Here is a 26,469-nt window from a genome sequence, read left to right on the forward strand (position 1 = left end):
TGTGATCGGGCATCCGTTCGATGCCCGATCCCGCCGTTACTTCCACTGATACAGCATGCCCGCGCCGACGACGCGCTGGCTGCCGCTGAAACCGCCATTCAGCGTCGCCTTCAGGTTCTCGGTAATGCGCGCCTGCACGCCGATGGCCATCGCCTTCTGGCCTGCGAACGTCGCCGTGCCGACACCCATCGCGAAATTCGAATCGCGATCCATGTGCGGGATCGACGCCATCGCGGCGGTCGCGGCGATCCCCTCGCGCGCCATCGCGTCGGTCTGCTGGATCTGCTGCTGCATCTGGTTGACCTGGTTGCCCAGCGTGTTGACCGACGTCGACAGTGCCGTCGATACCGCGTTCAACTGGTTGACGTTGACCGCGTCGGTCCCTTGCGTCCCCTCGGCCACGTTGACGACCTGGCGCGCCGCCTTGTCGGAACCCACCGCGACGACGCCGGAGCGACCGCCGTCATCGCTGCCCGTGCCGATCGCCACCGAATGCGTGCCCGACGACGTCGCGCCGACGCCCATCGCCGTCGAACCGCTGCCGGTCGCCTGCGAGCCGTTGCCCACGGCCGTGCTGCTCGCCCCGGACGCCACCGCCCCCAATCCACCCGCGGAAGCATTCGAACCGCTCGGCGCCGGCGCGCTGTTCAGGCTGGACTGATTGGACGTAAACGATCCGCCAGTCGACCCGCCGGTATTGCTGGTCTTCTGACCGATCAGGGTGGTCAACTGATTGGCAACCGCATCCAGTTGCGACACGTTGACCGCATCGGTCCCCGCCCGCCCGGCGGCCAGGCCCGTGATCTGCCGATTGCCGACGTTGACCTCGCCCGCCGACGACTGCGGGCTGCTCAGCCCGTAGGCGATGTAGTTGTTCAATGCGCCAACCGCCGTCAGCGATCCGGCGCCGAGCGCGATGCTGTTCGCAAACGTCGCGCTGGCGCCGGCGCCCAGCGCCAGCGCATTGATCGCACTGCTCTGCGCGCCCGAACCGAGCGCCACGCTGCCGGCATTCAGCGCGCGCGCATTCGCGCCCTGCGCGATCGCCTGCGCGCCGCCGGCCGCCGCGCCGCTGCCGAGCGCGATCGCATCCGCCTGCGCCGAGCTCGAGCCCTGCCCGATCGCCACGCCGCCGGGCGCCGTCGCATCGACGATCGCGCCGTTCCCGATGCCCACGCCGTTATCGCCGTTCACGACGGTCGTCGGACCGACCGCGACCGACTCCGCGCCCACTGCCAGCGAGTCGGCCCGCGCGGAGTTCGCGTGGAAATACTTCTGTCCGCTCACCGCGAACGACGACAGCGCGTTGGCCAGTTGCCGCACCGTGACCGCGTCCTGCGCCTGCGTGCCGTCCGCGACGTTGGTCAGTTGCCGATAGGTGTTGCCGCTCGCGCTGCCGAACGACACCGCGCCGAGCAAGGTCTGGTCCGACGTGTTGTACGGAACCGCCCGGCTGCCGATCGTCACCGAACCGATGCCGGACAGCACCGCGCGATCCGATACCGAACCCGAGCCGATCGCGACGCCGCCCGCGATCGACGCGTTCGACTGTGCACCCAGCGCCAATGCATTCGCCGCCTGCGCCTGCGCGCCGTTGCCGGCCGCAAGGCTGCTCGCGCCGCCCGAGATCGCCAGCGGACCGATCGCGACGCTGTCGGTACCCGTCGCCTGGCTGTCGGCCGCGATGGAGTTCGCATGGAAGTACTTGACGCCGCCGCCGCTCTGGATGTTGTTGACGGCACTCGCCACGTTGGTCACGTTCTGGTTCGTCGCGTACAGTTGCGAGCCGTTGACCGCGTCCGTGCTCGTCGGGCTCAATGCGCCGGCCGCGACGTTCGTGATCGTATTCGGGCCGCTGCCGCCGTGCTTGGCACTGAAAGCGCCGGCGCCACCGTTCGCCGTCGGGTCCCACAGCAGCGCATCGTTCTGCACCTGGCTGACCTGCGAACTGACGGCCTGCAGCTGGCTCACGTTCACGGCATCGGTCGCCGCGGCGCCTGCCGCCACGTTCGTGATGCGTCGCTCTGCCCCCGCGGACCCCACCGACACTTCACCCGCGGGCGTCGCGCCCGCCAGCGGCGCGGTGCCGGGGTTGTATGCGGCAAGGCCCAGATTCGCGTTCGTCGTCGAATGCGCGCCGAGCGCGACCGAATTCGCGGTGGTCGCCTGCGCGCCGCCGCCGATCGCGACGCTGTCCGCGCCCGTCGCCTGGCTGTCCGGCGCCGTGGAATTGGCGTGGAAATACTTGATCCCGCCGCCGTTGGCCATGTTGTTGATCGCCGTGGTATTCGCGGTGACCTGCTGGTTCGTCGCGTAAAGCTGCGAGCCGTTGACTGCGTCCGTGCTGTTCTGGTTCAGCTGGCCGGCGGCGACATTCTGGATCTGCCGTTCCGCGCCGGCAGCGCCCACGCTCACCGCACTCGCCGGATTCGCACCCGCGAAGCCGTAGTGGGTGCCGCCGATCGTCGCGCCGGATGTCGGGGTCGCCGCCGCGGTCGTCGAATTGGCGCCAAGCGCAACATCGCCCGCATCGTTCGCGACGGCATTCGTGCCGATCGCGACACTGTCGGCGCCGAGCGCCCGGCTGTCGGGGCCGGTCGAATTGGCGTGGAAATACTTGACGCCCGCGGTCGTCCCGCCGCCACCGATCGCGTTCAGCACATTCTGGACGGAGCCATACGTATTGCCCGCATAGCTGAGGCTCGTCGTCACGGCGCCGGTCGCGCTGTTGTAGGTGCTGCCGCCGCCGAGGCTCGACGCGACGCTGTTGCCGAGCGTATTGACACCCGTCACCACCGAGAACAACTGCGATCCATTGATCGCATCGGTGCTCGCCGCCGAGATCACGCCGGCGGCGACGTTTTGCAGCTGCCGCTCCTGGCCGGCAGCGCCAACCGATACGACGCCGTTGGCCGCGCTCGCGATGCCGGCCGCGGTCCCGCCGTACAGCGCGGTCGCTCCCGTGTCCGGGGCGGCCGTCGTGCTGCCGGCGCCGAGTGCGACGCTGTTGGCGAGCGTGGCGTTTGCACCGGCGCCCAGCGCCAGCGCATTGATCGCACTGCTGTGCGCGCCGGACCCGAGCGCCACCCCGCCCGCGTTCAGCGCGCTCGCATTCGCGCCTTGCGCGATCGACTGCGCGCCGGCGGCCGTCGCGCCGCTGCCGAACGCGATCGCGTCCGCCTGCGCCGAGCTCGCGCTCTGGCCGATGGCCACGCCACCGGGCGCGGTCGAATCGACGATCGCGCCGTTCCCGATGCCCACGCCGTTGTTGCCGTTGACGACGGTCGCCGGGCCGACCGCGACGGAATCCGTGCCGACCGCGAGCGAGTCCGCCTGGGTCGAATTCGCATGGAAGTACTTCTGGCCGGTTACCGCAAAGGACGACAGTGCGTTGGCGAGCTGGCGAACGGTGACCGCATCCTGTGCCTGCGTGCCGTCGGCGACGTTGGTCAACTGACGATAGGTGCTGCCGCTTGCATCGCCGAACGACACCGCGCCGAGCAAGGTTCGATCGGACGTGTTGTACGGTATTGCACGGCTGCCGATCGTCACCGATCCGACGCCGGACAGGACGGCCCGATCCGATACCGATCCCGAGCCGATCGCGACGCCGCCCGCGACCGATACGGTCGACTGTGTGCCAAGCGCGAGCCCGTTGGTTGCCGTCGCCTGCGCACCATTGCCGGCTGCCAGGCTGCTCGTCCCGCTCGCGATGGCCGCCGGGCCGATCGCGACGCTATCGGTGCCCGTCGCCTGACTGTCCGCTGCCGTGGAATGGGTGTGGAAATACTTGATGCCTTGGGAATTGATGTTGTCGACGACCGAGCCGACGTTGTTGTTGATCGTCGTCGTGCCGTTCGCGTTGTACGTCGTGTACGTCGGAGCGGAGATCGTGCCGGTCGTCGAATTGTAGGCCGCACCGCCACCGAGTGCCGTCGCCGTGCTGTTGCCGACGTTGGTGGTCGTGCTGACGACCGTGCTCAGGCCGGTCGACAGCGAGCTGATGCCTGTCGACGTGGTGGTCGACAGCGAAGCGACACCGGTTGACAGTGAGCCGATGCCCGTCGACGTGGCGGTCGACAGCGATGCGACACCGGTCGACAGTGAGCCGATGCCTGTCGACGTGGAGGTCGACAGCGAAGCAACACCGGTTGACAGTGAGCCGATGCCCGTCGACGTGGCGGTCGACAGCGATGCGACACCGGTCGATAGCGAGCTGATGCCCGTCGACGTTGAGGTCGACAGCGACGCAACTCCGGTCGACAGCGAGCTGATGCCCGTCGACGTTGAGGTCGACAGCGATGCAACTCCGGTCGACAGCGAGCTGATGCCCGTCGACGTAGACGTCGATAGCGATGCGACACCAGTCGACAGCGATCCGATGCTCGACAGCGTCGACGTCGAAAGCGAGTTGATCGCGAGATTCGTCGCGTTGAGCTGCGAGCCGTTGATCGCGTCCGTGCTCGTGTCGCTGATCTGGCCTGCGGCGACGTTGGTGATCTGACGCACGCTGCCGTTTCCACCCACGCTCACGACATTTGCCGGGTTGTTGCCGGCAAAGTGGTATGTCACGCCGCCGATCGTCGCATTCGGCGTCGGATTGGGCGCTGCGGTGATCGCCCCGGAGCCAAGCGCGACATCGCCCGCGTTGTTGGCGACGGCGCCGGAACCGAATGCGAGCGCACCGGCAGCGGCAGCCGTCGACGTGTTGCCGAGCGCGATGGCGCCCATCCCCTGCGCGCTGTTCGAATTGCCGATCGCAAGTGCGCCGTTACCGTTCGCGATGTTGTTCGCCCCCATCGCAACTGCGCCGGTGCCGGTCGCCGTGTTCGGATCGCCGATTGCCACCGCGCCGTTGCCGTTCGCAGTCTGCCCCTGCCCGAGCGCCACCGCGCCGGTTCCGTTCAGCACTTGCGAGTTGTAGCCGCCGGCGATGGCCCCCGTGCCCGCCGTTGCGGCCACTTTGCTGCTTTCGCCGAATGCGACGGTCGATGCGGCAAGCGCGGCTGCATTCACGCCCAGTGCCACACTCCCGTATCCCCCGGCATTTGCGTTAATGCCCACGGCCGTCGAATTGTCGGCAGAAGCCGTGGCGCCCGCACCCAGCGCCGCCGCGGAAACACCGCTCGACTTCGCCAGGTTGCCGAGCGCGACGCCGAATTGCTTGGACGAAGTGGCCTGCACGCCGATCGCGATTGCGCTGGTGGCGGTGCTCACCGTGGATGCGAAATTGCCGACGGCGATCGACAGGTCGCCCGCGGCTGTCGATGACATGCCGACAGCGATCGACGTGTTGCCCGAGGCTGTCGTTGTCACGCCTATGGCGGTGGTATTAGCGCCGGAAGCCGACGCCTGGTTGCCCAATGCGACCGTATTCTGGTTTGATGCAAATGCGCTATTTCCCAGCGCCGTCGCGGAAGCACCACTCGCTGTCGCTCCGCTGCCCAATGCAACGGCTGCGTTAACGTTCGCAATTGCAGCATTGCCGATCGCAATGGTCGCTAAAGCGCTCGCAGTTGCGTGATTGCCGATCGCCGCCGAAATGCCGCCGGAGGCGGTCGACGAAATCCCGATTGCGGTGTCTGATCCGTTAGTTGTGCTGGTTCCGGCGCCTACGCTGGTTCCGGGGCCGACTTGCGCATGTCCATCCGGAACGGCAAGGCCCAGCCCGACAAGCATCATGGCCGCAGCGGCGTCTTTCACACGCTGGTCACGGAGCCCGGCGCTTCCCCCGGCTTTACCCTTGCCGCGCGCCTTGCTGGATTCCGACGCAGCCACAAACGTACCCAGCGCCTTGTTCCAGACGGTTCGATAAATCCTGTTCATCATTTCCCTCGTGACGAATAACCGTAAATGAAATATGGATAACTAACTTTGTCGCGACCGCTTCAACGTATTCCCGGATCGCGCGCGACATCGGTCCACCGCACATCCTGCAAACGTTTGCGAAATGGTCGACCAGTCCGGCGCATGACGGCCGGAACGGGTTCGCCTACATCGCTCGCAACGGACGAGCGCGTACGAAGCCGCGTCGGGCGTCAGGACGTCCGAAACAGGGATTCAAAAACCGGCGAATCTGACACGGCACTCGTGGCGGCCCGCCTTCTGCTATCGCCACGGGGCGATTGCTCAGGGCGGATCGTGGCGTCGGGCGACGCCTGCGACGGCACACGGCTTGATTGAATGATCGTCCCGGTGAGTGTCCGGCTCGATCGGCTTCCTACCCCTTCCTGTGGCGCTCCGATTGCTCATGATTCCTGTGCCTTTGCCCGTAGAGTGTTAGCGCGAGACGTCCCTGCATTCGAAACGACAAGTTTCTTCGCACCGGGCGAACCGCATCATTTTTCTATCCGGCCGATTCGTGAAAGTCACACGTACCAAAATCGTGCATCATGGATTCGGTATTTCTAATATTCTTTAAAAAAGCCTCGAATAATCACGCGTCAGCCAGAGAAATTCTGGGAAGGCACTCCCTGTTTGTCCAGCAAACCCAACGACTCTTTGTCCCATTTTTATCCATTCAACATCCCAAACCCGCAGCGCCGCCATCCCGGCAGCGCGCGATCGGAATCGCAATGCCTGCTCGTCGAAACGATCAACGACGCGACGACGACAAGCGACGAATGCCTTGTTTCGATATCTTTGACAATTGACTCGTCCTCATTTGATCTCTTATTCTCACGAAAAATCTACGTTCGCTTTTTAATCAATGATCAAATCCATGCTTTCAAAAGCCTGCTCACGGCCGCGTTGAGCGACAGACCACACGCTCGGGAGCGACACGACACGCGCCCGACGATCGCGGTTCGCCGGCCCTCGGCCCTCGGATATCTGCACATGGTGGCCGGCGCGCGCAACGTCGAAACGCATTGTGGTCAGCATTGTCAATGCATGCCTTTTCCTGAGCGCCCAAACCTTTTGCTCGAGAGGAAATTTTTGAGATTTCGCAGACAACTGCGATCTGATATTCTCCGCAGCGGCCGGCGATGAAATGATCCGGATCGGCTCGAGACCTTGCGCGTTGATTGCCCCGAACGCCCGCCGACAACGCACCAGAACGCAACCCGCAAGGCCTGCACGACTCCCCCACCATGCTGCCCCGACATTCCGCTCTTGCCGACGCTCACATTCTTGTCGTCGACGATCAGCCGGACCAGCTTCATCTGCTGATCGACATCCTGCGCAGCGCCGGGTGCCGGATCAGCGTGGCGTTCGATGGTTCACAGGCGTATCAACGGGCGCTGGCGATCTCGCCCGACCTGATCCTGATGGACGTCCGGATGCCGCGCATGGATGGTTTCGCGGCCTGCCGACTGCTTGCCGAAACTCCCGCCACCCGCGCAATACCGGTCATTTTCCTGACCGTGGCCGGCGACCTCCATGACCGTCTCGAGGGGCTGGATATCGGTGGCATCGACTACGTGACGAAGCCGTTCGAGCCTGCCGAGGTCCTTGCGCGGATTCGCGTTCACCTCGGCCGAGCGAAAGGCGACCGGCATGCCGAGGCCGATCCGCCCGTATCGGATCCAACGGGCAACCACGCCATCGTTCGCGCGGCCAAGCGCCATCTGGCGCAGAGACTGGCCAACCCGCCCACGGTCGAACAGCTCGCCCACCTGGTCGGCACCCACGAAAAGCGGCTGTCGCGCGCGTTCCGGGACAACCTTGGCCAGACCGTGTTCGAGTATCTCCGCAGCGAACGTTTGCGCATGGCTCAAAGCCTGCTAAGCAGTACGCCGTTGAGCATTGCCCACATTGCGGAAGAAATCGGCTTTTCGAACGCCGCGAATTTCGCCACGGCATTTCGGGAGCGATTTGGCGTCACGCCCTCGACCTACCGGGACGATTGTCGCGGGCGGGAGCCGGCCGGCGTCCTGCCGCCCAACCTTGATCTCGACTAACGCCGCAATGACGACCGCCATGTGGCGCCGACTGCTGCTCTTGTGCCTGAGTTGGTGGGCATCGTGCGCATTCGCCGTTCTGCCCGATACGACCGCCCAACCAGTCCGGCAGGCTCCATCGCTGGACCGAATACAGGTATTCGAAGACGTTTCAAGCCGGATGCGCGTGGACGACATACTCGCGCTGCCGACGGAACGCCCCGGCGGGTTCCTTGCCGTTCGGCAGGACGGGTTGAAACCCGGTTTCTCGCATTCGGCATGGTGGCTGCGCGTGGCAGTGAGCAACCGCAGCCCGGCGGAATCATCGCTCGTCCTAGCGCTGATGGAACCGCGCCTCGTGCACGTCGATTTTTATATCGGCAGGAACGGCCAGTGGACCCATGACGGCATCGATGCCACCGCGCCCCCGACCTCGCGGCCATCGATATCCCGCAATCCATTGGCGCGATTCACCCTCGGTCCCGACGAGCAAGCGTTCATCCTGGTTCGCGTGACCGGCGACACCGCGCTCTCGCTCGCGCCGAAACTGTATGCGTCGGCGGAGTATGACGCGCTCGAGCAGCGGGCGGCGCTTTGGGGCGGCGGCCTGATCGGCGGCGTACTGGCGCTCGGATGGTGTGCGTTGCTGATCGCCCTGTTCTCGCGAAGCGCCTCGTTCGTCGTGCTCGCGGCCGTCTGCTTCATGACGGCCATGTACGAAGCCGCCATTCGCGGTTATACGAAAGTCTATCTATGGCCCCACGCCGTCAAATGGAGCACCCGGAGCATTTCGGTGTTCGGCTGCATCAGCGTGCTGCTGTTCATCGTATTCATCCTGCGCATCGCCCGCGGCGAGCGAACCACCCTCCCCGCGCGCCGCGTGCTGTTCGGATTCGCGGTACTCGAGTGCATCACGGCGGCAGGCGCCGCATTCGGAAATCTGTACGTTTTCGCGCAGGCGAGCCTGATCATCAACGGATTGTTCGGCATTGTCGAAGTGGGCGTCGTCGCCGTGCTCGCGCGCCAGGCCGCGCCCACTGCGCGAGTCATGCTGATCACGATCGGCTTTGCGCTGTTCAACTTTGCATTGCGCCTGGTCGAGACGCTCGGCTTCCTGCCGGCCGGCCTTGCATGGCTGAATTCCGACATTCACCCGAACCCGGTCGTCGCCGCCATCGGCTTGGCCACCCATCTGGTCGTCCTTGCCGCATGGATCAATCATGTCGGGAAGCAGCGGCAGGAGGCGCGAGCAGACCTTGCCGACTGGCAAAGAAGCGAACACGAACGGCTGCGGCACGAGGTCGCGCAGCGCACGGCGGCATTGAACGCGGCATTGCTCGACGCGGAAGAGAAAAACCAGCAGAAGGTCGAAACGCTCGGCTATGTCAGTCACGACCTGCGTGCGCCGCTTGCGACGATTGCCGGTTACGCAGGATTGCTGCTGAACCGGGCCGATTCGAAGCAGGCGAGCCTGATCCACGCGATCGAGCGCAGCGTGAGCTATCAACTTGGCCTGATCGACGAACTGATCGGGTATGCGAAAGCCGAGCTGCAGCCGCTGGATATCGCCCCGGCGCCGGCGAACCTGCTCGCGCTGCTGAACGACATCGCCGAATACGCGATCGCACTCTGCGCGCAACTGAACAACCAGTTCCACTATCAGGCGCTGACATCGCTGCCCCGTGGCGTGACGATCGATGGCCGCCGGCTGCAGCAGGTGCTGCTCAATCTGCTGTCCAATGCGTCCAAGTTCACCCGCGACGGCATCGTCATGATGACTGTGCGAGCGCGCCGGCAGGACGGTTGCTGGCTCATCGGATTCGAAGTCGCGGATACCGGCATCGGCATCGACATCGCGCAACAGTCGAGCCTGTTTTCGGCCTTTCGCCGGATGCAGTCGATGAACGGCACCACGGGCCTCGGCCTTTTCATCGCGCAGCGCATCGTCACCACGATGGGCGGCGACCTGCGCGTGTCGAGCGCGCCGGGCCGCGGCACGTCGTTCTCTTTCGAGATCGTCGTTCCGGCGGCCGAGGCAGCAGCGACGTCGAACATCATCCCCTATTCGTCCTTCGGGGCCGCCGACATCCGCGTGCATCGCGCGCGCCCGCCGGAAGTTGCCGTTCCGCCCGAAAGCGACCGCCGGGAACTGGCGGTGCTCGCGAAAGACGGACGATTGACCGACATCGAGCGATGGATCGACTGCACGAGCCGCGTTCACCCTGCATCCGCGGCGTTTCTGACCGAAGTCCGGCTCAGTCTCGACGCACTGGATTTCTCGGGCATCGAGGCTCTCGCGCTGGCGCCTCTCGATCGTCCGGTCCATTGAAAAGCCAAAGGCCCGCACCGGCAAATTGCCAATGCGGGCCTCGGATGAGGTTCCGATGGCGTCAGCTTATGCGCTCGATCGCGGGTTTCTCGTAGACACTACTGGCACGACAACACCACAACGCCGCCAATCCCCGAATTAGGCTGCGAGGTTGTGTAGCCGAGCGCCACCAACGGCTGCTTCGGGTCATGACCGACGACAACCGATTGTACGGACAGGGTCCCTTCAGTCGAAACGCCATTTAACGGCGTCTGTGCCTTTGTCAACGTATATTGACCATACTCGCTGTGAATCGTCATGCTCAAGTTGTTCAGCGTGCGTGTACCGAGATCAAGCGTAGCCGAAGCCGTTCCAAGCGTGCCGGTAGGGCCGCTGAAATCGCTTGAGACCGTATCCGCGATCAGCTGAGTGCAGGCAAGCGTTCCGCTCGTCGCGGTGAGCGAAAGGGGCGTGCCCACTGCGTAGTGGACGCCCTGGTACATGGAATAGGTATTGCCATCCGTGTCCATGGCCATGTTCCAGCGACCAATCGCGACATCACTGGCGACGCTCTGGATGTCCGACACCAAGCCGTGTTCGAGTCCAAGGCAGTCGGCCCCAGCATCCGATGAAGCCAGCGTCGTCAACGCGCCGCTCGCTTGTTGCACCAGGCTCGATGCCGGCACGGCCGAGGCGGTGAAGTTCCGGTTCAGCTGATATTCCTTGGGCATGCTGGGCACCACCACCACGGCCAGCTTGCCGTTGCTGTCCTTGACCTGAGAGGCTGAACCGGAATAGGTGAATTTGCCGTTCGGCCGACACGCTGCCTGAACGGTTGGCTGTGGGGATGAGGGCGTGGTGGGCGACGCCGGAGGCGAGGATGATGCCGGAGGCGCGGATGATCCCGTGCCGGACGTATTGACATCGTCTCCGCCGCCACATGCGGAAAGCGCTGTCGTGACGAGTGAAACTGCGAAAAGGCAGGACCAGCGGGAAGATTGTTTCATTGGATTGGTCTCCAGGTTTTCCCAATATGATCGGGACACGGATTTCGGACGAGGTGCTTTGCCTCGCGGGTGATTGGGCGAGCGCGATGAGCGCTGCGATAACGCGCTGGATATGCCTGAAATTCTCCTATCGATCGAACACTCAAAACTGTCCCGTCAACTGGAATCCGACCGTCACGCGTGCGGTCGGGAATCCGGACGGCTTTATAGATCGGCGTGCCCGCGAACAGGCCATAGCCATATGCGCCAAAGCGCGTACCGATACTGCCTTTGATGCCGATCAGCTCAATCGGCTGCGGTCCCCATACATGGCCGTAGTCGAGTCCTGCGTAAAGGACTGGCCCGGTCTGCCTGATCGACATCTGCAATTCGTGGCAGATGTTTGTGACGTGTTATTTCTGAATATGGGTATGCCGATTCAAGATGAATGTGCGCTGGTTTGGCATACCGCATTTACAACGAATTTCAGCAAATGAGCGCGCGAGTATACGCGCAATTTGCGTGGGGCTGTTCACAGCGCCCGTTTTGCAAGATTGAAATGAAATGGCGCGAAGAAATCAGGCAGGTCACGACTACCGCGTTTCTCCGTTGTCAATGGAGTGCGGCCCGCCCATTGGATACAACAAATAAAACAAAAAGCCCGCCGGGTTGAAAACCGGGCGGGCCTCTTGGATACGACTGGGTAAATCAGGTCGGGTACATCGGGCGGATCGTTACGCCTGCCCCTGGCTCGCGAGGAACTCCTCGTAGTTGCCGCCGAAGTCGGTCAGCGTGCCATGCGTGGTCACTTCGATGATCCGGTTCGCGAGGCCGCTGACGAATTCACGGTCGTGCGACACGAAGATCAGCGTGCCTTCGAACTTCTCGAGCGCGATCTGCAGCGACTCGATCGATTCCATGTCCATGTGGTTGGTCGGCTCGTCCATCAGCAGCACGTTGTGGCGGCCGAGCATCAGCTTGCCCCAGATCATGCGGCCCTTCTCGCCGCCCGACAGCACCTTCACCGACTTCTTGATGTCGTCCGCCGAGAACAGCAGGCGGCCGAGCGTGCCGCGCACCATCGTCTCGTCGTCGCCGTCCTTGCGGTACTGGTCGATCCAGTCCATCAGCACGACGTCGTCCGGAAACTCCTCGTATGTATCCTGCGGCATGTAGCCGACGTTCGCGTTCTCGGACCACTTCACCGTGCCGTGGTCGAGCGCGAGTGCGCCGAGCAGCGAGCGCAGCAGCGTCGTCTTGCCCGCACCGTTCTCGCCGATGATCGCGATGCGCTCGCCCGGCTGCACCGACAGGTTGAAGTTCTGAAAGATCGTGCGTTCGTACTTCTTCGTGATCTCTTCCGCGACGACCGCGACGTTGTGCAGCTTCTTCTCGAACTCGAAGCGGATGAACGGGTTCTGGCGCGACGACGGCTTGAATTCCTCGATCTTGATCTTGTCGATCTGCTTCGCGCGGCTGGTCGCCTGGCGGGCCTTCGACTTGTTCGCCGAGAAGCGGCGCACGAAGTCCTGCAGTTCCGCGACGCGCTCCTTGGCGCGGGTGTTTGCCGCAGCCTGTCGCTCGCGCGCCTGCGCCGACGCGAGCATGTAGTCGTCGTAGTTGCCCGGCCAGACCTTCAGCGTGCCGAAGTCCATGTCGGCCATATGCGTGCACACCGAGTTCAGGAAGTGACGATCGTGCGAGATGATGATCATCGTCGAGTTGTACTCGTTGAGCATGCTCTCCAGCCAACGGATCGAGTTGATGTCGAGGTTGTTGGTCGGTTCGTCGAGCAGCAGCACGTCCGGCTTCGAGAACAGCGCCTGCGCGAGCAGCACGCGCAGCTTCCAGCCCGGCGCGACGTCGCTCATGGGGCCGGTGTGGAATTTCTCCTCGATGCCGATGCCGAGCAGCAGCGCGCCCGCGCGCGCCTCGGCGTCGTAGCCGCCGTACTCGGCGAACTTCGCCTCGAGTTCGGCCGCGTGCATGTAGTCGTCATCGGTCGCTTCGGGGTTCGCGTAGATCGCGTCGCGCTCGGTCATGGCGGCCCACATCTCGGTGTGGCCCATCATCACGACGTCGAGCACGCGCACATCCTCGTACGCGAACTGGTCCTGGCGCAGCTTGCCGAGGCGGACGTTCGGCTCGAGCGCGACGTTGCCGCCGCTCGCTTCGAGGTCGCCGCCGAGGATCTTCATGAACGTCGACTTGCCGCAGCCGTTCGCGCCGATCAGGCCATAGCGATTGCCCTCGCCGAATTTGACCGAGATGTTCTCGAACAGGGGCTTCGGCCCGAATTGCATCGTGATATTGGCAGTAGAAAGCACGGCAGAACCCGTTAAGAGGTAATCGACGGAAAACCGCGTATTTTAGCAGGAGTCGGTGAATCGCTGGGTCTCACCGCGTTCGGCTGCCGGTTAAACGGGGGCGTATCGCAATTTTCGCGGGGGCGCCAGCCGGCGCCGGAGGCGTCCCGGCCGCCGTGCGCTCCCGTCATTTGCCGACCTTGGCCGACACCTTCGTCGGCGTCTTCAGCTGAGCGAACAGCTCGCTGCACGGCACGTCCTTGTTGTTGCTCGGCGCGATCAGCGGGATCAGCGCGGCCAGCGGGTTGATCAGCCCGAGGCCGACCATCGCGCCGGCGCGCAGCGCGAGCGCGCCCGCATCGACGCCGACGTCCGGATTCTTGAACGTGCCCTTCACGTACAGCGGCGAGCGCAGCGAGAAGATCCGGAAGCCCTTCGTGTGCGGGTGGACCTTCAGGTCCATCGACTCGTCGCGCAGGCTGATCGGGCCGTCGACGTTGATCAGCGCATCGTCCGTATCGAACGCGAACACCTTCGTGTCGAGCACGCCGTTGGTCGCCCTGAAATCGACCGCCGCGCAGTTGATCTTCACGTCGCGATTGCCGAACATCTTCTCGTAGACGACGTTCGCGACGTTCAGGCCGGCCGCTTCCATCAGCAGCCGGCTGATCGCGCCGTCGGTCACGATCGCCTTCACTTCGCCGTTCGACGTCGCGGCGAGCGCGGCCGGCGAATTGCCGGTCGCCGACAGCGACGCATCGCCGTTGATCTCGCCGATCGCCGACTGCATCACCTTCTGCGCCGGGAACAGCTGCTTGAGCTTCAGATGCCGCGCCGCGACCGTGAAGCGGCCCTTGAGCGGCGCGCTGCTGCCGTCGAGGTGCGCGGTCGTCGCGAGCGAGCCGCCCGCGACGCCGAACTTCAGCGGCTCGAGCGACAGCACGCCGTCCTGCATCACGATGTGCGCGTACAGGTCGGTGATCGGCAGGTCCGTGCTCTTGATCAGCTTGCGGCCGGTGAACTCGACGTCCGCGTCGAGCGCGCGCCAGCGGTCGGTGCGGAACGTCTCGACCGGCAGCACGCGGCCCGCCGGCTGGCGCGTCGTGTCGCCGCGCTGCGCCTTGCTCGCGGCGGTATCCGCGCCGATCACCGGCGCGAGGTCGGAGAAGCGCAGCAGGTTCGACACCAGCTCGCCCGACAACTGCGGACGCGGCTCGCGCTGCACATAGGCGAGCGTGCCGCTCAGGTCGCTGCCGCCGACCCGGCCGTTGAAGTTCTCGTAGCGGAACGTGCTCGCGTGCGGCTTGAAATTGCCGATCAGGCGCCCTTCGGTCGCATACGGCGGCGTGTCCGGCAGCGTGATGCCGGTCAGCGCATACAGGTGCGACATCGTCGTGCCCTGGAGCCACAGCCGCAGGTCGATTGCGGCGAGCTTGCGCGGATCGGTCAGCGTGCCGACGATCGCGAGGCGCGTGTCGCCCGCCTTCACGTCGGCCTGCAGCGGGAACGGCCGCGACGCGTCCTCGAGCGCGAGCACGCCGCCGAGCTTGCCGGTTCCCGAGATCGGCACGTTCTTGTAGCGGCCGTCGACCTTCAGGCCGAACGCGTATGCGGGGCCCGCCGCCTTGGCGGTCGCACGGGCACCGCTTGCGCCGGAAGCGGACGCGGCTGTCGCGGCGGCCGATGCCTGCGTCGCGGACGAAGCGGCCGGCGCGGAGGATGCAACCGCCACACTCGCCGCCGCACTCACCGCCGGCGCAGCAGACGCGCCCGACGCCGCCTCGGCGCTCGCCTTCGCGCTCAACTGCGCGGCGCCATGCTTGCCGACGCGCTGCGCCGACGCGGCACGCGATGTTTCCTCCTGCTCCTTCATCACATCGCCGAGCGGAATCGGCTGGCCGAGCGTGTCGATCGCGATCGTCAGGTCGGCCTTCGTGATCGCGTCGCGATACGTGAGCACGCCCTTCGCGAAGCCGAAGCTGTTGAGCCGCACCTTCCACGGCGACGGCTGGTTCGACTGCTTGAACTGGAAGGTCCACGTATTGCGGCCGTCGGCGAGCCGTTCGAGATCCACCGCGGGATTGACGACGTCGATCGACGGGATGACGATTTCATGCGCAAGCAGCGGCAGGATCGCGAGATCGAAATGCGCGGCGTCGAGCGTGACGAACTTCGGCGCTTTCGCCCAGTCGGGGTTGCCGATTTCGATCCGTGTCGCGGAGAGGGTCGGCCACGGCACCCACGCGCGCCAGCCGGTCTCGCCGTCGGGGCGGCGCCAGTCGACCTTGAGATCGCCGTTGATCGCGAATGGGCGGCCAAGCGCCGCACTCACCTGTTCGTTGACCCACGGTTTCACGTGGTTCCAGTCGAACGTGAAGACAAACACGCCGGCCGCCGCGATCACGACCGCGACGATGCCGACGATCCATGCAGCCGATTTGCCGATGGCTCGGGTAAGCGTCATGGCGGTTCCGTTGTTGTTCTCGATGCCTGTCGCGCCATGCCGGGCCGCTTGCGTGTTGCGTGGGCAAACGACGCACGACACCCGCGCGAGCTTTTCACTGGGTATTATGACCCACGCTTCCGCGCCACTTCGGCGCCATTAACGCTTTTTTTCATTTGTGACATGACAGCGACCGGCCTCATCGACGCGCGGGGTGTGACCCGGCGCGACGCCAGAAGCGGCAAGATCCTGCTTGCCCCCACCGATGTCAGCCTGCCCGCGGGCACGCGCGTTGCGATCACCGGGCCTTCGGGGTCGGGAAAGAGCGTGCTGCTGCGCGCGCTCGCGCTGCTCGACCCGCTCGACGGCGGCCACGTGCTGTGGCGCGGCAAGCCGATCCGCCGCAGTGCGATTCCGCGCTATCGGCGCAGCGTCGCGTATCTGCGCCAGCGTCCCGCGCAGACGGACGGCACGGTCGAATCGCAACTGCGCTATCCGTATTCGCTCGCGGTCTATCGCGACGTGGCGTTCGATCGCGCGCGTGCAGAACAGCTCGCCGCGCGCGCGGGCCGCGGCGCCGACTTCCTCGACAAGCGCGCGAGCGAGCTGTCGGGCGGCGAGGCGCAGATCGCGGCGCTGCTGCGCGTGTTGCAGCTCGATCCCGACGTGCTGCTGCTCGACGAGCCGACCTCCGCGCTCGACCCGGACTCGACGCGCGCGATCGAGGCACTCGTCGGCGCGTGGTTCGACGCGGCGCCCGACGCACGCGCCTACATGTGGATCTCGCACGATCCCGCGCAGGCCGCGCGGATCGGCACGTTGCGGGTGACGATGCAGGCAGGCGTGCTGAGCGTCGCGCACGCCGCGGAGGTCCAACGATGAATTCCGTCCTGCAGGATCTGAGCCTCGTCGACGTCGGCATCGCGGCAGCGCTCGTCGCGGTCAACGGCGCGATCTCGGCCGCGCTGTCGCTCGGGCTCGGCCGCAAGCTCGCGCTCGCCGCGGTGCGCACCGTCGTACAGCTGCTCGCGATCGGCTACGTGCTCGGCTGGGTGTTCGGCCATGCGCACTGGTACGTCGTGCTGCCGCTCACCGCGCTGATGACGCTGATCGCCGGCTTCGCGGGCGCCGGCCGCGGCAAGCGCACCTATCGCGGGCAGCGCGTCGACAGCATCCTGTCGATCTGGGCCAGCAGCTGGATCGTCGCGGCGATCGGCCTGTTCGTCGTGATCCGCATTCATCCGTGGTACGCGCCGCAGTATGCGATCCCGATCCTCGGGATGATCCTCGGCAACACGCTGACCGGCGTGTCGCTCGGCGTCGAGCGGATGACCGAGGAACTCACCGCGCGCCGCGACCGCGTAGAGACGGCGCTCGCGCTCGGCGCGACGCGCTGGGAAGCTGCGCAGGACGCAGCGCGCCAGGCCGTGCGCGCCGGCATGCTGCCGACGCTCAACCAGATGGCCGTCGTCGGCGTGGTCAGCCTGCCGGGCATGATGACCGGCCAGGTGCTGGCCGGCCAGCCGCCGCTGCAGGCGGTGCGCTATCAGATCGTCATCATGTTCCTGATCGCCGCGGCCTCCGCGCTCGGCACGGTCGGCGCAGTGCTGCTGACCTATCGGCGGCTGTTCTCCGCCGATCATCGCTTCCTCGCCGCGCGGCTCGAAGAGCGCGCGCATTGACACGCATCGGCGTGCCGCTAACGCGCGCGCCGCTTGCCGAGCGCCTGCCGCAGCGCGCCGAGCACGTCGGCGTCGGGCGCCAGCGCGTCGACCGACGCGACGAGCCGCACCGCGCGCGGCGTCGTCACGTAGGCCTGCGCGCCGACATAGCCGCCGCTGCCGGCCGAGCGCGTCGTCACGACGAGCGCCTGCGGCGCCCGCGCGCCGAGATCGGCCGTGAACGCATCGGCGATCGTGCCGTCGCGCGGATGCAGCACGCCTGCCACGTAGTCGTCGGTGTCGAAGCCGGGCGCGGCGTGCGCGGTCGAATACACGCGCACCGCGTAGCTGCCGGTCGAGCACGGCTCGAGCGCGCCGCTCGACACGACGGCCGTCTGTTGCCGCGACGGCAACGCGACCTTCTTCACAAAGCTGCAGTCGTCGGCCGCATGCGCCGGCGCGGCGACGAGCGCTGCGGTGGCGAGCAGCGCGCGCATTCGGTCTTTCATCGGGATTCCGTTCGGAGACTGTGGATGATGCCGGGGAGGATAACGTGACGTCACGCTGGCGGTCACGCGACGCGGGACGCGAAACGCGTCAAGCAAAACAATCGATTGAAACGCTGCGGGCAACGGTCACGCGAGCGCAGCGTCGCGTGACCGTTGCATGTCATGCAGCGCGGCGCCCGCGCGCCGTTCAGCGCTTGATCGACACCGCCACCTTCGTGCCGTCGCTCATCGTGACGGTTTTCGATCCGCCGTTGGACGAGATCGTCAGCCACTTCACCTGGCTCACCGACACGACGTTCGGGCACAGCAGCGACTTGCCGCCTACCGTCACGCTGCGTGTGCCTTTCGGCGCGGCCGCCTGGAAGCTCATCTGCACGTTCGCCATCCCCTTCGCGTCGATCGACGGCGCGAGCCGGACCTGCGTCTGCCGGACCATCGCGCCGTTCGCGTCGCGCGGCAGGTTGCCGGCGTTCGGGCATTCGTCCGGCATCGCGACCGCGCCGTCGGGCGGCACCGATTTCCAGTTGAAGTCGTCCGTCTCGCCCGAGCGGATCTTGCGCGTCTCCTGCGTATTGCCGAACGTCTTCGAATCGACCTTGACGGTGTAGTCGAGCTGCCCGGTACCGCCGCCCTTCAGGCTGCCCTTGACCGGCGGCGCCGCGAACGCGCTCGCGCTGACGCACGCCGCCGCGATCGCGACCGACCACGCTGCGGCGACCGACACACTGCGTTGGCTCATGCTGACCTCCTTGTATTGCGGCGCTGGCGCGCGCCGCGCGGTTTTCGATGCATGATGCGCTGTCAGTCTACCGCCAAGCGGCCGGTCATGCGCCGCGATCGCATCGGGTGTTACCCCGCTTGCGCTCGCCGCGCGTGCCGTGCGTCCGATGCTGCGCTTGTATGTTTAAGCCTGACCAGTACGGTAAAGTCTGAGCGCAGCCAGACATGACCGTGCAGTTTGATCCGCGCTTGGGCGTGAGAGCCCGTTTCTGAGTACAAAACGCACGGTTGCCGTGCTGGTCTTCCTGAAACCCGAACGGTTACCCGCCCCGATTTGATCGAGAGCGCATGCACAAGCAAGGGATCTGAAGATCATGTCTGTTTCCTCAGTGGTGGTCGGCATCGACGTGGCCAAAGAACACGTCGATATTGAAGTCTTGGGCGCTGAACTGGCTTCTCAGCGATGGGCTAACGATGCCGAGGCGCACTCGGCACTGGCAGCGGCTTTGCAACCGCTGAACATTAGCCTGATCGTCATGGAGGCCACTGGCGGCTACGAAGCAGCGCTTGCCTGCGCGCTGCAAGCGGTTGGTCTGCCGGTTGCCGTGGTTAATCCGCGTCAGGCGCGCGACTTTGCTAAATCGATGGGACGTCTGGCCAAGACTGACACGATCGATGCCCATATGCTGGCCGAGTTCGCATCGGTACTGGTTCGCCGCCAGGATCTGGCCAGCTTCATTCGACCGCTGGCGGACGCCCAGCAACAAGCCCTGGCCGCCATGGTCACGCGTCGTCGTCAGTTGCTCGGCATGCTGCTCTCGGAGCGACAGCGTCTGCAACTGGCGATTCCAGTCGTTCGCCCGAGCATCGAGACCATGATCGACGCCATTCGCAAGCAACTCGATGATGTCGATGCCCAAATGGTCGCTCACGTTCGCGAGCACTACAGTGCGCTCGACGTGTTGCTTCGCTCCGCAAGCGGTATCGGTCCGGTAGCCAGCGCCACATTGATCGCGGAATTGCCTGAGCTCGGTCGGCTTAATCGGCGCCAGATTGCAGCCTTGGTCGGTGTCGCCCCGATGGCTTGGGACTCTGGAACCGTCCGCGGACGCAGGCGAATCCAAGGCGGACGCTTTGATATCCGCCGCGTTCTGTACATGGCTGCGCTCACCGCTTCGCGACGCAACCCCGCCATTACCGCCTTCTACCAACGGCTCATTGCTTCCGGCAAACCGCCCAAGGTTGCACTGGTTGCCTGCATGCGCAAGCTCTTGACCGTGCTCAACGCCATGGTCAGAACCAGCACTCCTTGGGACAGTTCGCTTCATTCCGCTTGACTCGCTAGACGGTTACTCAGAAGCCGCTCAGCACCAGCTTGCCGATCGCGCGCCCCGCCTCCAGCAGCCGATGCGCGCGCCGCACGTTGTCCGCGTTGATCGCCCCCAGGTGCTCGCCCAGCGTCGTGCGCAGCACGCCGTCGTCGACGAGCCGCGCCACTTCGGTCAACAGCTTGTGCTGCTCGATCATGTCCGGCGTCTCGAACATCGCGCGCGTGAACATGAATTCCCAGTGAAACGCGGCGCTCTTCGCCTTCAGCAGCTCGACCGGCAGCGGCTTCGCATTCTCGACGATCGTGCAGATGCCCCCCTGCGGCCGGATCACCTCGGCCGCCGCCGGGAAGTGCCGGTCGGAGTCGTTGAAGATCAGCACATAGTCGACCTGCGGGTAGCCCGCGTCGCGCAGCTGCGCGGGCAAATCGCCGAAGTGGTCGACCACCTGGTCGGCGCCGAGCCCGCGCACCCACTGCACCGATTCGGGCCGCGACGCGGTCGCGATCACGTGCAGCTTGCCGAGCGTCTTCGCAAGCTGGATCGCGATCGAGCCGACGCCGCCCGCGCCGCCGACGATCAGCACCGACTTGCCCGCGTCCGCGCCCTGCGGCGACACGCGCAGCCGGTCGAACAGCGCTTCCCACGCGGTCAGCGCGGTGAGCGGCAGCGCGGCGGCCGCCGCGAAGTCGAGCGTGCGCGGCTTCAGCGCGGCGATGCGCTCGTCGACCGCGTGGTATTCGCTGTTCGCGCCCGGCCGCGTGATGCTGCCGGCGTAGAACACCTCGTCGCCCGGCCGGAACAGCGTCACTTCCGCGCCGACCGCGACGACCGTGCCGGCGGCGTCCCAGCCGAGCACGCGCGGCGCGGTTTCGACCTGCGGCTTCGGTGCGCGCACCTTGGTGTCGACCGGGTTCACGGAAATCGCCTCGATCTTCACGAGCAGGTCGCGCGGGCCCGGCACGGGCTGCGGCAGCTCGACGTCGAGCAACGCCTGCGGATCGTCGATCGGCAGGTAACGGGTCAGTCCAACGGCTTTCATCTTGCGGCTCCTTGAAGGGGTCGATCGGACCGCGACGGCGGCCCTGTGAACCGCATCGTAGGCCGCGCGATCCTTCGCGAAAACCGCTATATTTCCTGAAACATTTTCCTGATTTTCCGAAGAATGACATCCGACCCGACATCGGCTCCGGCATTGCCCCCCATTCCCGGCCCCGACAAGCCGCTCGACCTGCTCGACGTCGGCCTGTTCGTGCGCGCGGCGCTGCTCGCGAACGTGACCGCCGCCGGCCGCGAATTCGGCGTGTCCGCCGCGGTCGCGAGCGCGCGCATCGCGCAGCTCGAACGCCAGCTCGGCGCCCGCCTGCTGCATCGCACCACGCGCCGCATCAGCCTCACGCAGGACGGTGAGGTCTTCATGGCGCGCGCCGAGGCGCTGCTCGCCGCCGCCGACGCCGCGCGCGCGTCGGTCGGCCACGGCCGCACCGAGCCGTACGGGCGCCTGAAGGTGTCGATGTCGTCGTCGTTCGGCCGCCAGCACGTCGCGCCGGTGATCCCGGCCTTCCTGCGCCGCTACCCGTCGGTGTCGCTCGACCTGCGGCTGTCCGACGAGATCGTCGACCTGGTCGACGAAGGCATCGACGTCGCGATCCGGCTCGGCGCGCTGAAGGATTCGACGCTGGTCGCGCGCAAGCTCGCCGCGAACCGCCGCGTCGTGTGCTGCTCGCCCGCCTATCTTGCCGAGCACGGCGCGCCGCGCCATCCGGCCGATCTCGCGCAGCACGAATGCGTGATCCTCGGCGACCAGCGCGACTGGTCGTTCGTCACGCCGCAGGGGCCGCTCACGGTGCGCGTCGGCGGCCGGCTCGTCGCGAGCAACGGCGAGGCGATCCGCGAAGCGCTCGTCGACGGCTTCGGGATCGCGATCAAGTCGACCTGGGACGTCGCGCCCCAATTGGCGCGCGGCGCGCTCGTCACCGTGCTCGACGACTACCCGCTCGCCGACGAGGTCGCGATCTGGGCCGTCTACCCGAGCCGCGCGCACGTGCCGCTGAAGACGCTCGCGTTCATTTCGTTTCTCGCCGGGCATTTCGGCGATCCGCCTTACTGGGATCGTGCGGATGCGCGATAGACGGCGCGTGCCTGGCCGGCACTGGCCGACCGGACGACTCCGCGCCGCCGTCCGGCACCCGGGCCGCACCGACCGGCTACAATGTCAGGTTTGCGGCGCAGCCGCCCGCCGCCGGCATCGGGCGGTCCGGTTCGGCGTCCGCAGGCAGCCACGGCTGCCCACGCATTCCATTCGCATTCCAACGTATCCGTCATGACTCAGAATCTCGTCATCCAGAGCGTCGCGCCGTTGTCGGACGCACATCACAAACCGTTGCTCGCGCTGGCGCGCGGCGCCCGCATCGTGCAGATCGACGCGCACGCGCTGCGCATCGAAGATGCCAATCCAGCGCAGCGGCCCGACATCGACGTGTACTGCGGCACGCACGCGCTCGACTTCGCGTTCGTCGATGCCGGCCGCACGCTGCACGACTTCGGGCTCGTCGTGATGGACATGGATTCGACGCTGATCACGATCGAATGCATCGACGAGATCGCGGATTTCTGCGGCTTCAAGGCGGAGGTGGCGGCAATCACCGAGGCGTCGATGCGCGGCGAGATCCGCGATTTCGACGAAAGCCTGACGCGTCGCGTCGCGCTGCTCGCCGGCCTCGACGCACAGGCGCTCGATCGCGTGTACGACGAGCGGTTGCGGCTGTCGCCGGGCGCGGAGACGATGCTCGCCGGCGCGAAGGCCGCCGGCCTGAAGACGCTGCTCGTGTCGGGGGGCTTCACGTTCTTCACCGAACGCCTGAAGATGCGGCTCGGCCTCGACTTCGCGCACGCGAACACGCTCGAAATCGTCGACGGCAAGCTGACCGGGAAAGTGATCGGCGAGATCGTCAACGCCGACGTGAAGGCGCGCATGCTGCGCGACACGTGTGCGTCGCTCGGCATCGCGCCAAGCCGCGCGATCGCGATGGGCGACGGCTCGAACGACCTGAAGATGATGGCGGAAGCCGGCCTGTCGGTCGCCTTCCGCGCGAAGCCGATCGTGCGCGACGCGGCGACGGTCGCGTTCGATCACGTCGGCCTCGACGGCCTGCTGCGCCTGTTCTGAAACAAAAACGCCGGCGCGACCTCAAGAAGTCACGCCGGCGTCCGGCCTGCCCGAGCGCCGCTCAGCCGAGCGTCGCCTGCATCGCGCGCTCGATGTCCGCGCGCAGGTCGGCTTCGGCCTCCAGGCCGACGTAGAACCGCACCAGCGTGCCGCGATGCGGCCACTCCGGCCGCATCGACGCGACGTCGTACGGCATCGCGAGACTGCACGCGCCCCCCCAGCTCCAGCCGATCGCGAACAGCTCCAGCGCCTCGACGAAGCGGTCGACTTGCGCCGCGCTGTAGCGCGCGTCGAAGATCACCGAGAACAGGCCGCCCGCCCCCGTGAAATCGCGCTCGAACGACGCATGGCCCGGACAATCCGGCAACTGCGGATGCAGCACGGCCGCGATTTCCGGCCGCGCCTTCAGCCAGTGCGCGAGCGCGAGCGCGCTCTTGCTGTGCGCGTCGAAGCGCGCCTGCATGCTCGGCAGGCTGCGCAGCACGAGCGAGCAGTCGTCGACCGACACGCCGATCCCGCAGCGCATCCGCGCGAGCTTCAGGTGTGCGTGCAGCGCCGCGTCCGCGGTGATCGTCGCGCCCATCAGCAGGTCGCTGCCGCCCGACTGGTACTTGGTCAGCGCCTGCACCGAGATGTCGACGCCGTGCTCGAACGGCTTGAACGCGAGCCCCGCCGAATACGTGTTGTCGATCGCGGTGACGACGCCGTGCTGCTTCGCGACCACCGTGATCGCCCGGACGTCCGGCACTTCCATCGTCACCGAGCCGGGCGCCTCGAGCCAGATCAGGCGCGTGTTCGGCCGGATCAGGTCCGCGATGCCGGCGCCGACGAGCGGATCGTAGAAACGCACGGTGATGCCGAAATCCTTTGCGAGCCAGTTGCCGAAATCGGCGTTCGGGCCGTAGACGTTGTGCGGGATCAGCACGTCGTCGCCCGCCTTCACCAGGCCGAAGTAGACGTTCATGATCGCCGCGAGACCCGACGGCTGCAGCAGCGCGTGCGTGCCGCCCTCGATCTCCGCGAGCCGCTGCGCGAGCGCGAGCGAGGTCGGCGTTGCGTGCAGCCCGTAGCGCCACTGGCTGTCCTGGCGCCAGTCGAGGTTGCGCATCGTCGCGAGGTCGGGAAACACGACCGTCGACGCGCGCGCGACCGGCGGAACGAACGAGCGGAAGCCTTCCGGAATCACGTCGTCGGGTTGAACGATGCGGGTTTGCAGTGCGCGTTTGGGAGTGGATGCAGTCATGGCGATGAGGCCGGAAGAAAGCCGAACGGTTGCTGAACAGACCGCCAGCATAGTCAAAACGGCCGCGCTTGGCCCGGTACAATGCGCGCCGCGCACACCGAGCCAGCGCGGGGCTCAGTCGTCGGCGCGCAGGTCGACGACGCCGCCGACCGTCTCGATTTCCTGCACGCGGCCGTCGCGCACCTGCAGCGCCGCGCGCGACCCGCGCGCCGGCCGCAGCACGACCGGCTGCGGATCCGATTCATCCGAGTTCATCCGGTCCGCCTTCAGGCCACCGGACGCGTCGAAGCGGCCGATCCACACGCCGGTGATGTTGGTGCCGTCGTTCGATTCCTCGATTTCGAGCGTATCGCCGTCGCGGTCGCCGGCCAGCAGGATCACTTCGCCCGTGTCGGCGAACTGGTACTCGCCGTGCACGCCCTCTTCGTTCTCCTTCGGACCGAGACGCACGACGATCGGCCGGCCGCCGAGCGTGCCTTCGTAGCGCGGCAGGCGGGCGAACTCGGGATTCGGCTTGAGCGGCCGCGCGGGGGCGGAGTCGTCCCGCTGCAGGTCCTGTTGCGGGTCCTGCTGCGCGTCCGGCGCGATGACGTGCGCCGCGAATGCATGCGGCGTCGCCATGCCCGCCGCCAGCGCGCATGCGACGACGAGTGCCCGTTGCCATCCCGAATATCGACCCACCTTGTGTTGCTCCTTGCTCTCAGATTCGCTCGAAAATCGCGGCGATGCCCTGCCCGCCGCCGATGCACATCGTCACGAGCGCGTAACGGCCGCCGATGCGCTGCAGTTCGTACAGCGCCTTGACGGCAATCAGCGCGCCCGTCGCGCCGATCGGGTGACCGAGCGAAATGCCCGACCCGTTCGGATTCACCTTCGCCGGGTCCAGCCCCAGCGCCTTCGTCACCGCGCAGGCCTGTGCGGCGAATGCCTCGTTTGCCTCGATCACGTCGAGATCCGCGACCGTCAGCCCCGCGCGCTCGAGCACCTTGCGCGTTGCCGGCACCGGGCCGATTCCCATGTACGCGGGATCGACGCCTGCGTGCGCATACGCGACGAGACGCGCGAGCGGCCGTGCGCCGCGCTTCTCGGCCACGCTGCGCTCCATCAGCAGCACCGCGGCGGCCGCGTCGTTGATGCCCGACGCATTGCCGGCCGTCACCGTGCCGTTTTCCTTGACGAACACCGGGCGCAGCTTCGTGAAGTCGTCGGCGCTCGCGTCGTGCCGCACGTGCTCGTCGCGGTCGAACATGACCGGCGTGCCCTTCTTCGAGCCGATCAGCTCGACCGGCAGGATCTGGTCCTTGAAGTAGCCGGCCTGCGCCGCATGCGACGCGCGCCGGTGAGATTCGAGCGCCAGCGCGTCCTGCTCGTCGCGCGAGATTCCGTATTTCGCCGCGACGTTCTCCGCCGTCACGCCCATGTGGATCGTCTGGAACGGATCGTTCAGCGCGCCGACCATCATGTCGACCGCGCGCATGTCGCCCATCCGCTGGCCGAACCGCGCGGCCGGCATCGAATACGGCGCGCGGCTCATGTTTTCCGCGCCGCCGGCGATCGCAACGTCCGCATCGCCGAGCAGCACGCCCTGCGCGGCCGACACGATCGCCTGCAGGCCCGAGCCGCACAGCCGGTTGACGGTGAGCGCGGGCGTGTGCTGCGCGACGCCGCCGTCGATCGCGGCGACCCGCGCGAGGTACATGTCCTTCGGCTCGGTATGCACGACGTTGCCGAACACCACGTGGCCGACCTCGTCGCCCGACACCTGCGCGCGCTGCAGCACTTCGCGCACGACCTTCGCGCCCAGTTCGGTCGGCGGGAAATCCTTCAGGCTGCCGCCGAAATCGCCGATCGCGGTCCGCACGCCGCTCACCACCACCACTTCACGCTGCATGCTGCCTCCTCATCCCCTGTCCGAA

The 26,469-nt window shown here is 66.3% G+C and carries 18 protein-coding genes and 2 pseudogenes; 8 read left to right on the forward strand and 12 right to left on the reverse strand.

Features of this window, described 5'->3' with window-relative positions; all coding sequences use genetic code 11:
* Positions 1-36: 36 nt before the first annotated feature.
* A complete protein-coding gene (locus B7P44_RS37475; RefSeq protein ID WP_407924015.1) occupies positions 37-5,028 on the reverse strand; it encodes a beta strand repeat-containing protein in 4,992 nt (1,663 codons plus the stop codon).
* 57 nt (positions 5,029-5,085) lie between these two features.
* Positions 5,086-5,829, reverse strand: a pseudogene (locus B7P44_RS37910) (ESPR-type extended signal peptide-containing protein); the annotation flags it as partial.
* A gap of 648 nt (positions 5,830-6,477) precedes the next feature.
* Here B7P44_RS37910 and B7P44_RS36260 point away from each other — a divergent pair.
* The 3 genes from B7P44_RS36260 (at position 6,478) to B7P44_RS09580 (ending at position 10,209) form a co-directional block, all read left to right on the forward strand.
* Positions 6,478-6,990, forward strand: a complete 513-nt coding sequence (locus tag B7P44_RS36260; protein WP_133118127.1) for a hypothetical protein — start codon at positions 6,478-6,480, stop codon at positions 6,988-6,990.
* Positions 6,991-7,091: 101 nt separating this feature from the next.
* Positions 7,092-7,901, forward strand: a complete 810-nt coding sequence (locus B7P44_RS09575; protein ID WP_084903280.1) for a response regulator transcription factor — start codon at positions 7,092-7,094, stop codon at positions 7,899-7,901.
* A 7-nt stretch (positions 7,902-7,908) separates the two neighbouring features.
* Entirely contained in the window at positions 7,909-10,209 is a 2,301-nt protein-coding gene (locus tag B7P44_RS09580) for a sensor histidine kinase (RefSeq protein ID WP_231716604.1), read from the forward strand.
* Between the two features lie 98 nt (positions 10,210-10,307).
* Here the strand turns inward: B7P44_RS09580 and B7P44_RS09585 are convergent, their stop codons facing one another.
* The 4 genes and pseudogenes from B7P44_RS09585 to B7P44_RS09600 form a co-directional block, all read right to left on the reverse strand.
* Entirely contained in the window at positions 10,308-11,195 is an 888-nt protein-coding gene (locus tag B7P44_RS09585; protein ID WP_084903282.1) for a hypothetical protein, read from the reverse strand.
* Positions 11,196-11,337: 142 nt separating this feature from the next.
* Positions 11,338-11,569: pseudogene (locus B7P44_RS37480) on the reverse strand (ShlB/FhaC/HecB family hemolysin secretion/activation protein); the annotation flags it as partial.
* A 339-nt stretch (positions 11,570-11,908) separates the two neighbouring features.
* Complete coding sequence (locus B7P44_RS09595) at positions 11,909-13,501, reverse strand: ABC-F family ATPase (RefSeq protein ID WP_084903285.1); 1,593 nt, start codon at positions 13,499-13,501, stop codon at positions 11,909-11,911.
* 166 nt (positions 13,502-13,667) lie between these two features.
* Entirely contained in the window at positions 13,668-15,944 is a 2,277-nt protein-coding gene (locus B7P44_RS09600; RefSeq protein ID WP_084903288.1) for an AsmA family protein, read from the reverse strand.
* Between the two features lie 162 nt (positions 15,945-16,106).
* On the opposite strand from B7P44_RS09600, the gene B7P44_RS09605 reads away from it, so the two are divergent.
* Positions 16,107-16,805, forward strand: a complete 699-nt coding sequence (locus tag B7P44_RS09605; RefSeq protein ID WP_084903291.1) for an ABC transporter ATP-binding protein — start codon at positions 16,107-16,109, stop codon at positions 16,803-16,805.
* Positions 16,802-17,605, forward strand: coding sequence for an ABC transporter permease (locus B7P44_RS09610; protein ID WP_084903293.1), 804 nt, complete (start codon positions 16,802-16,804; stop codon positions 17,603-17,605). The genes B7P44_RS09605 and B7P44_RS09610 overlap by 4 nt, the downstream gene beginning before the upstream one ends.
* Before the next feature lie 17 nt (positions 17,606-17,622).
* Here B7P44_RS09610 and B7P44_RS09615 read toward each other — a convergent pair whose 3' ends face one another.
* Entirely contained in the window at positions 17,623-18,093 is a 471-nt protein-coding gene (locus tag B7P44_RS09615) for a PliI family lysozyme inhibitor of I-type lysozyme (RefSeq protein ID WP_084903296.1), read from the reverse strand.
* Between the two features lie 187 nt (positions 18,094-18,280).
* Positions 18,281-18,832, reverse strand: a complete 552-nt coding sequence (locus B7P44_RS09620; protein WP_084903298.1) for a DUF6013 family protein — start codon at positions 18,830-18,832, stop codon at positions 18,281-18,283.
* A 355-nt stretch (positions 18,833-19,187) separates the two neighbouring features.
* Here B7P44_RS09620 and B7P44_RS09625 point away from each other — a divergent pair, with 355 nt between their 5' ends.
* The gene (locus tag B7P44_RS09625; RefSeq protein ID WP_167389794.1) at positions 19,188-20,150 is read left to right on the forward strand and encodes an IS110 family transposase; all 963 of its coding nucleotides are present in this window, start codon (positions 19,188-19,190) and stop codon (positions 20,148-20,150) included.
* 16 nt (positions 20,151-20,166) lie between these two features.
* On the opposite strand, the gene B7P44_RS09630 is transcribed toward B7P44_RS09625, so the two are convergent.
* Positions 20,167-21,183, reverse strand: coding sequence for a zinc-binding alcohol dehydrogenase family protein (locus B7P44_RS09630; RefSeq protein WP_084903301.1), 1,017 nt, complete (start codon positions 21,181-21,183; stop codon positions 20,167-20,169).
* Positions 21,184-21,306: 123 nt separating this feature from the next.
* On the opposite strand from B7P44_RS09630, the gene B7P44_RS09635 reads away from it, so the two are divergent.
* Together B7P44_RS09635 and serB are read left to right on the forward strand one after the other, a co-directional pair.
* Complete coding sequence (locus B7P44_RS09635) at positions 21,307-22,272, forward strand: LysR family transcriptional regulator (RefSeq protein ID WP_084903303.1); 966 nt, start codon at positions 21,307-21,309, stop codon at positions 22,270-22,272.
* Positions 22,273-22,464: 192 nt separating this feature from the next.
* Entirely contained in the window at positions 22,465-23,310 is an 846-nt protein-coding gene (serB, locus tag B7P44_RS09640) for a phosphoserine phosphatase SerB (protein ID WP_084903306.1), read from the forward strand.
* A gap of 61 nt (positions 23,311-23,371) precedes the next feature.
* Here serB and B7P44_RS09645 read toward each other — a convergent pair whose 3' ends face one another.
* From B7P44_RS09645 to bktB, 3 genes are all read right to left on the reverse strand, one after another.
* Positions 23,372-24,553, reverse strand: a complete 1,182-nt coding sequence (locus tag B7P44_RS09645) for a cystathionine beta-lyase (RefSeq protein WP_084903308.1) — start codon at positions 24,551-24,553, stop codon at positions 23,372-23,374.
* Between the two features lie 114 nt (positions 24,554-24,667).
* On the reverse strand, positions 24,668-25,234 hold the full coding sequence (locus tag B7P44_RS09650; RefSeq protein ID WP_059476913.1) for a hypothetical protein: 567 nt from the start codon (positions 25,232-25,234) through the stop codon (positions 24,668-24,670).
* A 19-nt stretch (positions 25,235-25,253) separates the two neighbouring features.
* Complete coding sequence (bktB, locus tag B7P44_RS09655; RefSeq protein WP_084903311.1) at positions 25,254-26,444, reverse strand: beta-ketothiolase BktB; 1,191 nt, start codon at positions 26,442-26,444, stop codon at positions 25,254-25,256.
* Between the last annotated feature and the right edge of the window lie 25 nt (positions 26,445-26,469).

It is taken from the genome of Burkholderia ubonensis subsp. mesacidophila (genome assembly GCF_002097715.1).
Lineage (GTDB): Bacteria > Pseudomonadota > Gammaproteobacteria > Burkholderiales > Burkholderiaceae > Burkholderia > Burkholderia mesacidophila.

Bases quoted from the DNA above. Each gene is read 5' to 3' on its own strand.
- B7P44_RS09600 (WP_084903288.1), bottom strand. From the start codon at position 15,944: ATGACGCTTACCCGAGCCATCGGCAAATCGGCTGCATGGATCGTCGGC.
- B7P44_RS09575 (WP_084903280.1), top strand. From the start codon at position 7,092: ATGCTGCCCCGACATTCCGCTCTTGCCGACGCTCACATTCTTGTCGTC.
- B7P44_RS09635 (WP_084903303.1), top strand. From the start codon at position 21,307: ATGACATCCGACCCGACATCGGCTCCGGCATTGCCCCCCATTCCCGGC.
- serB (WP_084903306.1), top strand. From the start codon at position 22,465: ATGACTCAGAATCTCGTCATCCAGAGCGTCGCGCCGTTGTCGGACGCA.
- B7P44_RS09605 (WP_084903291.1), top strand. From the start codon at position 16,107: ATGACAGCGACCGGCCTCATCGACGCGCGGGGTGTGACCCGGCGCGAC.
- B7P44_RS09615 (WP_084903296.1), bottom strand. From the start codon at position 18,093: ATGAAAGACCGAATGCGCGCGCTGCTCGCCACCGCAGCGCTCGTCGCC.
- bktB (WP_084903311.1), bottom strand. From the start codon at position 26,444: ATGCAGCGTGAAGTGGTGGTGGTGAGCGGCGTGCGGACCGCGATCGGC.
- B7P44_RS09580 (WP_231716604.1), top strand. From the start codon at position 7,909: ATGACGACCGCCATGTGGCGCCGACTGCTGCTCTTGTGCCTGAGTTGG.
- B7P44_RS09645 (WP_084903308.1), bottom strand. From the start codon at position 24,553: ATGACTGCATCCACTCCCAAACGCGCACTGCAAACCCGCATCGTTCAA.
- B7P44_RS09630 (WP_084903301.1), bottom strand. From the start codon at position 21,183: ATGAAAGCCGTTGGACTGACCCGTTACCTGCCGATCGACGATCCGCAG.
- B7P44_RS09610 (WP_084903293.1), top strand. From the start codon at position 16,802: ATGAATTCCGTCCTGCAGGATCTGAGCCTCGTCGACGTCGGCATCGCG.
- B7P44_RS09620 (WP_084903298.1), bottom strand. From the start codon at position 18,832: ATGAGCCAACGCAGTGTGTCGGTCGCCGCAGCGTGGTCGGTCGCGATC.
- B7P44_RS09625 (WP_167389794.1), top strand. From the start codon at position 19,188: ATGTCTGTTTCCTCAGTGGTGGTCGGCATCGACGTGGCCAAAGAACAC.
- B7P44_RS09585 (WP_084903282.1), bottom strand. From the start codon at position 11,195: ATGAAACAATCTTCCCGCTGGTCCTGCCTTTTCGCAGTTTCACTCGTC.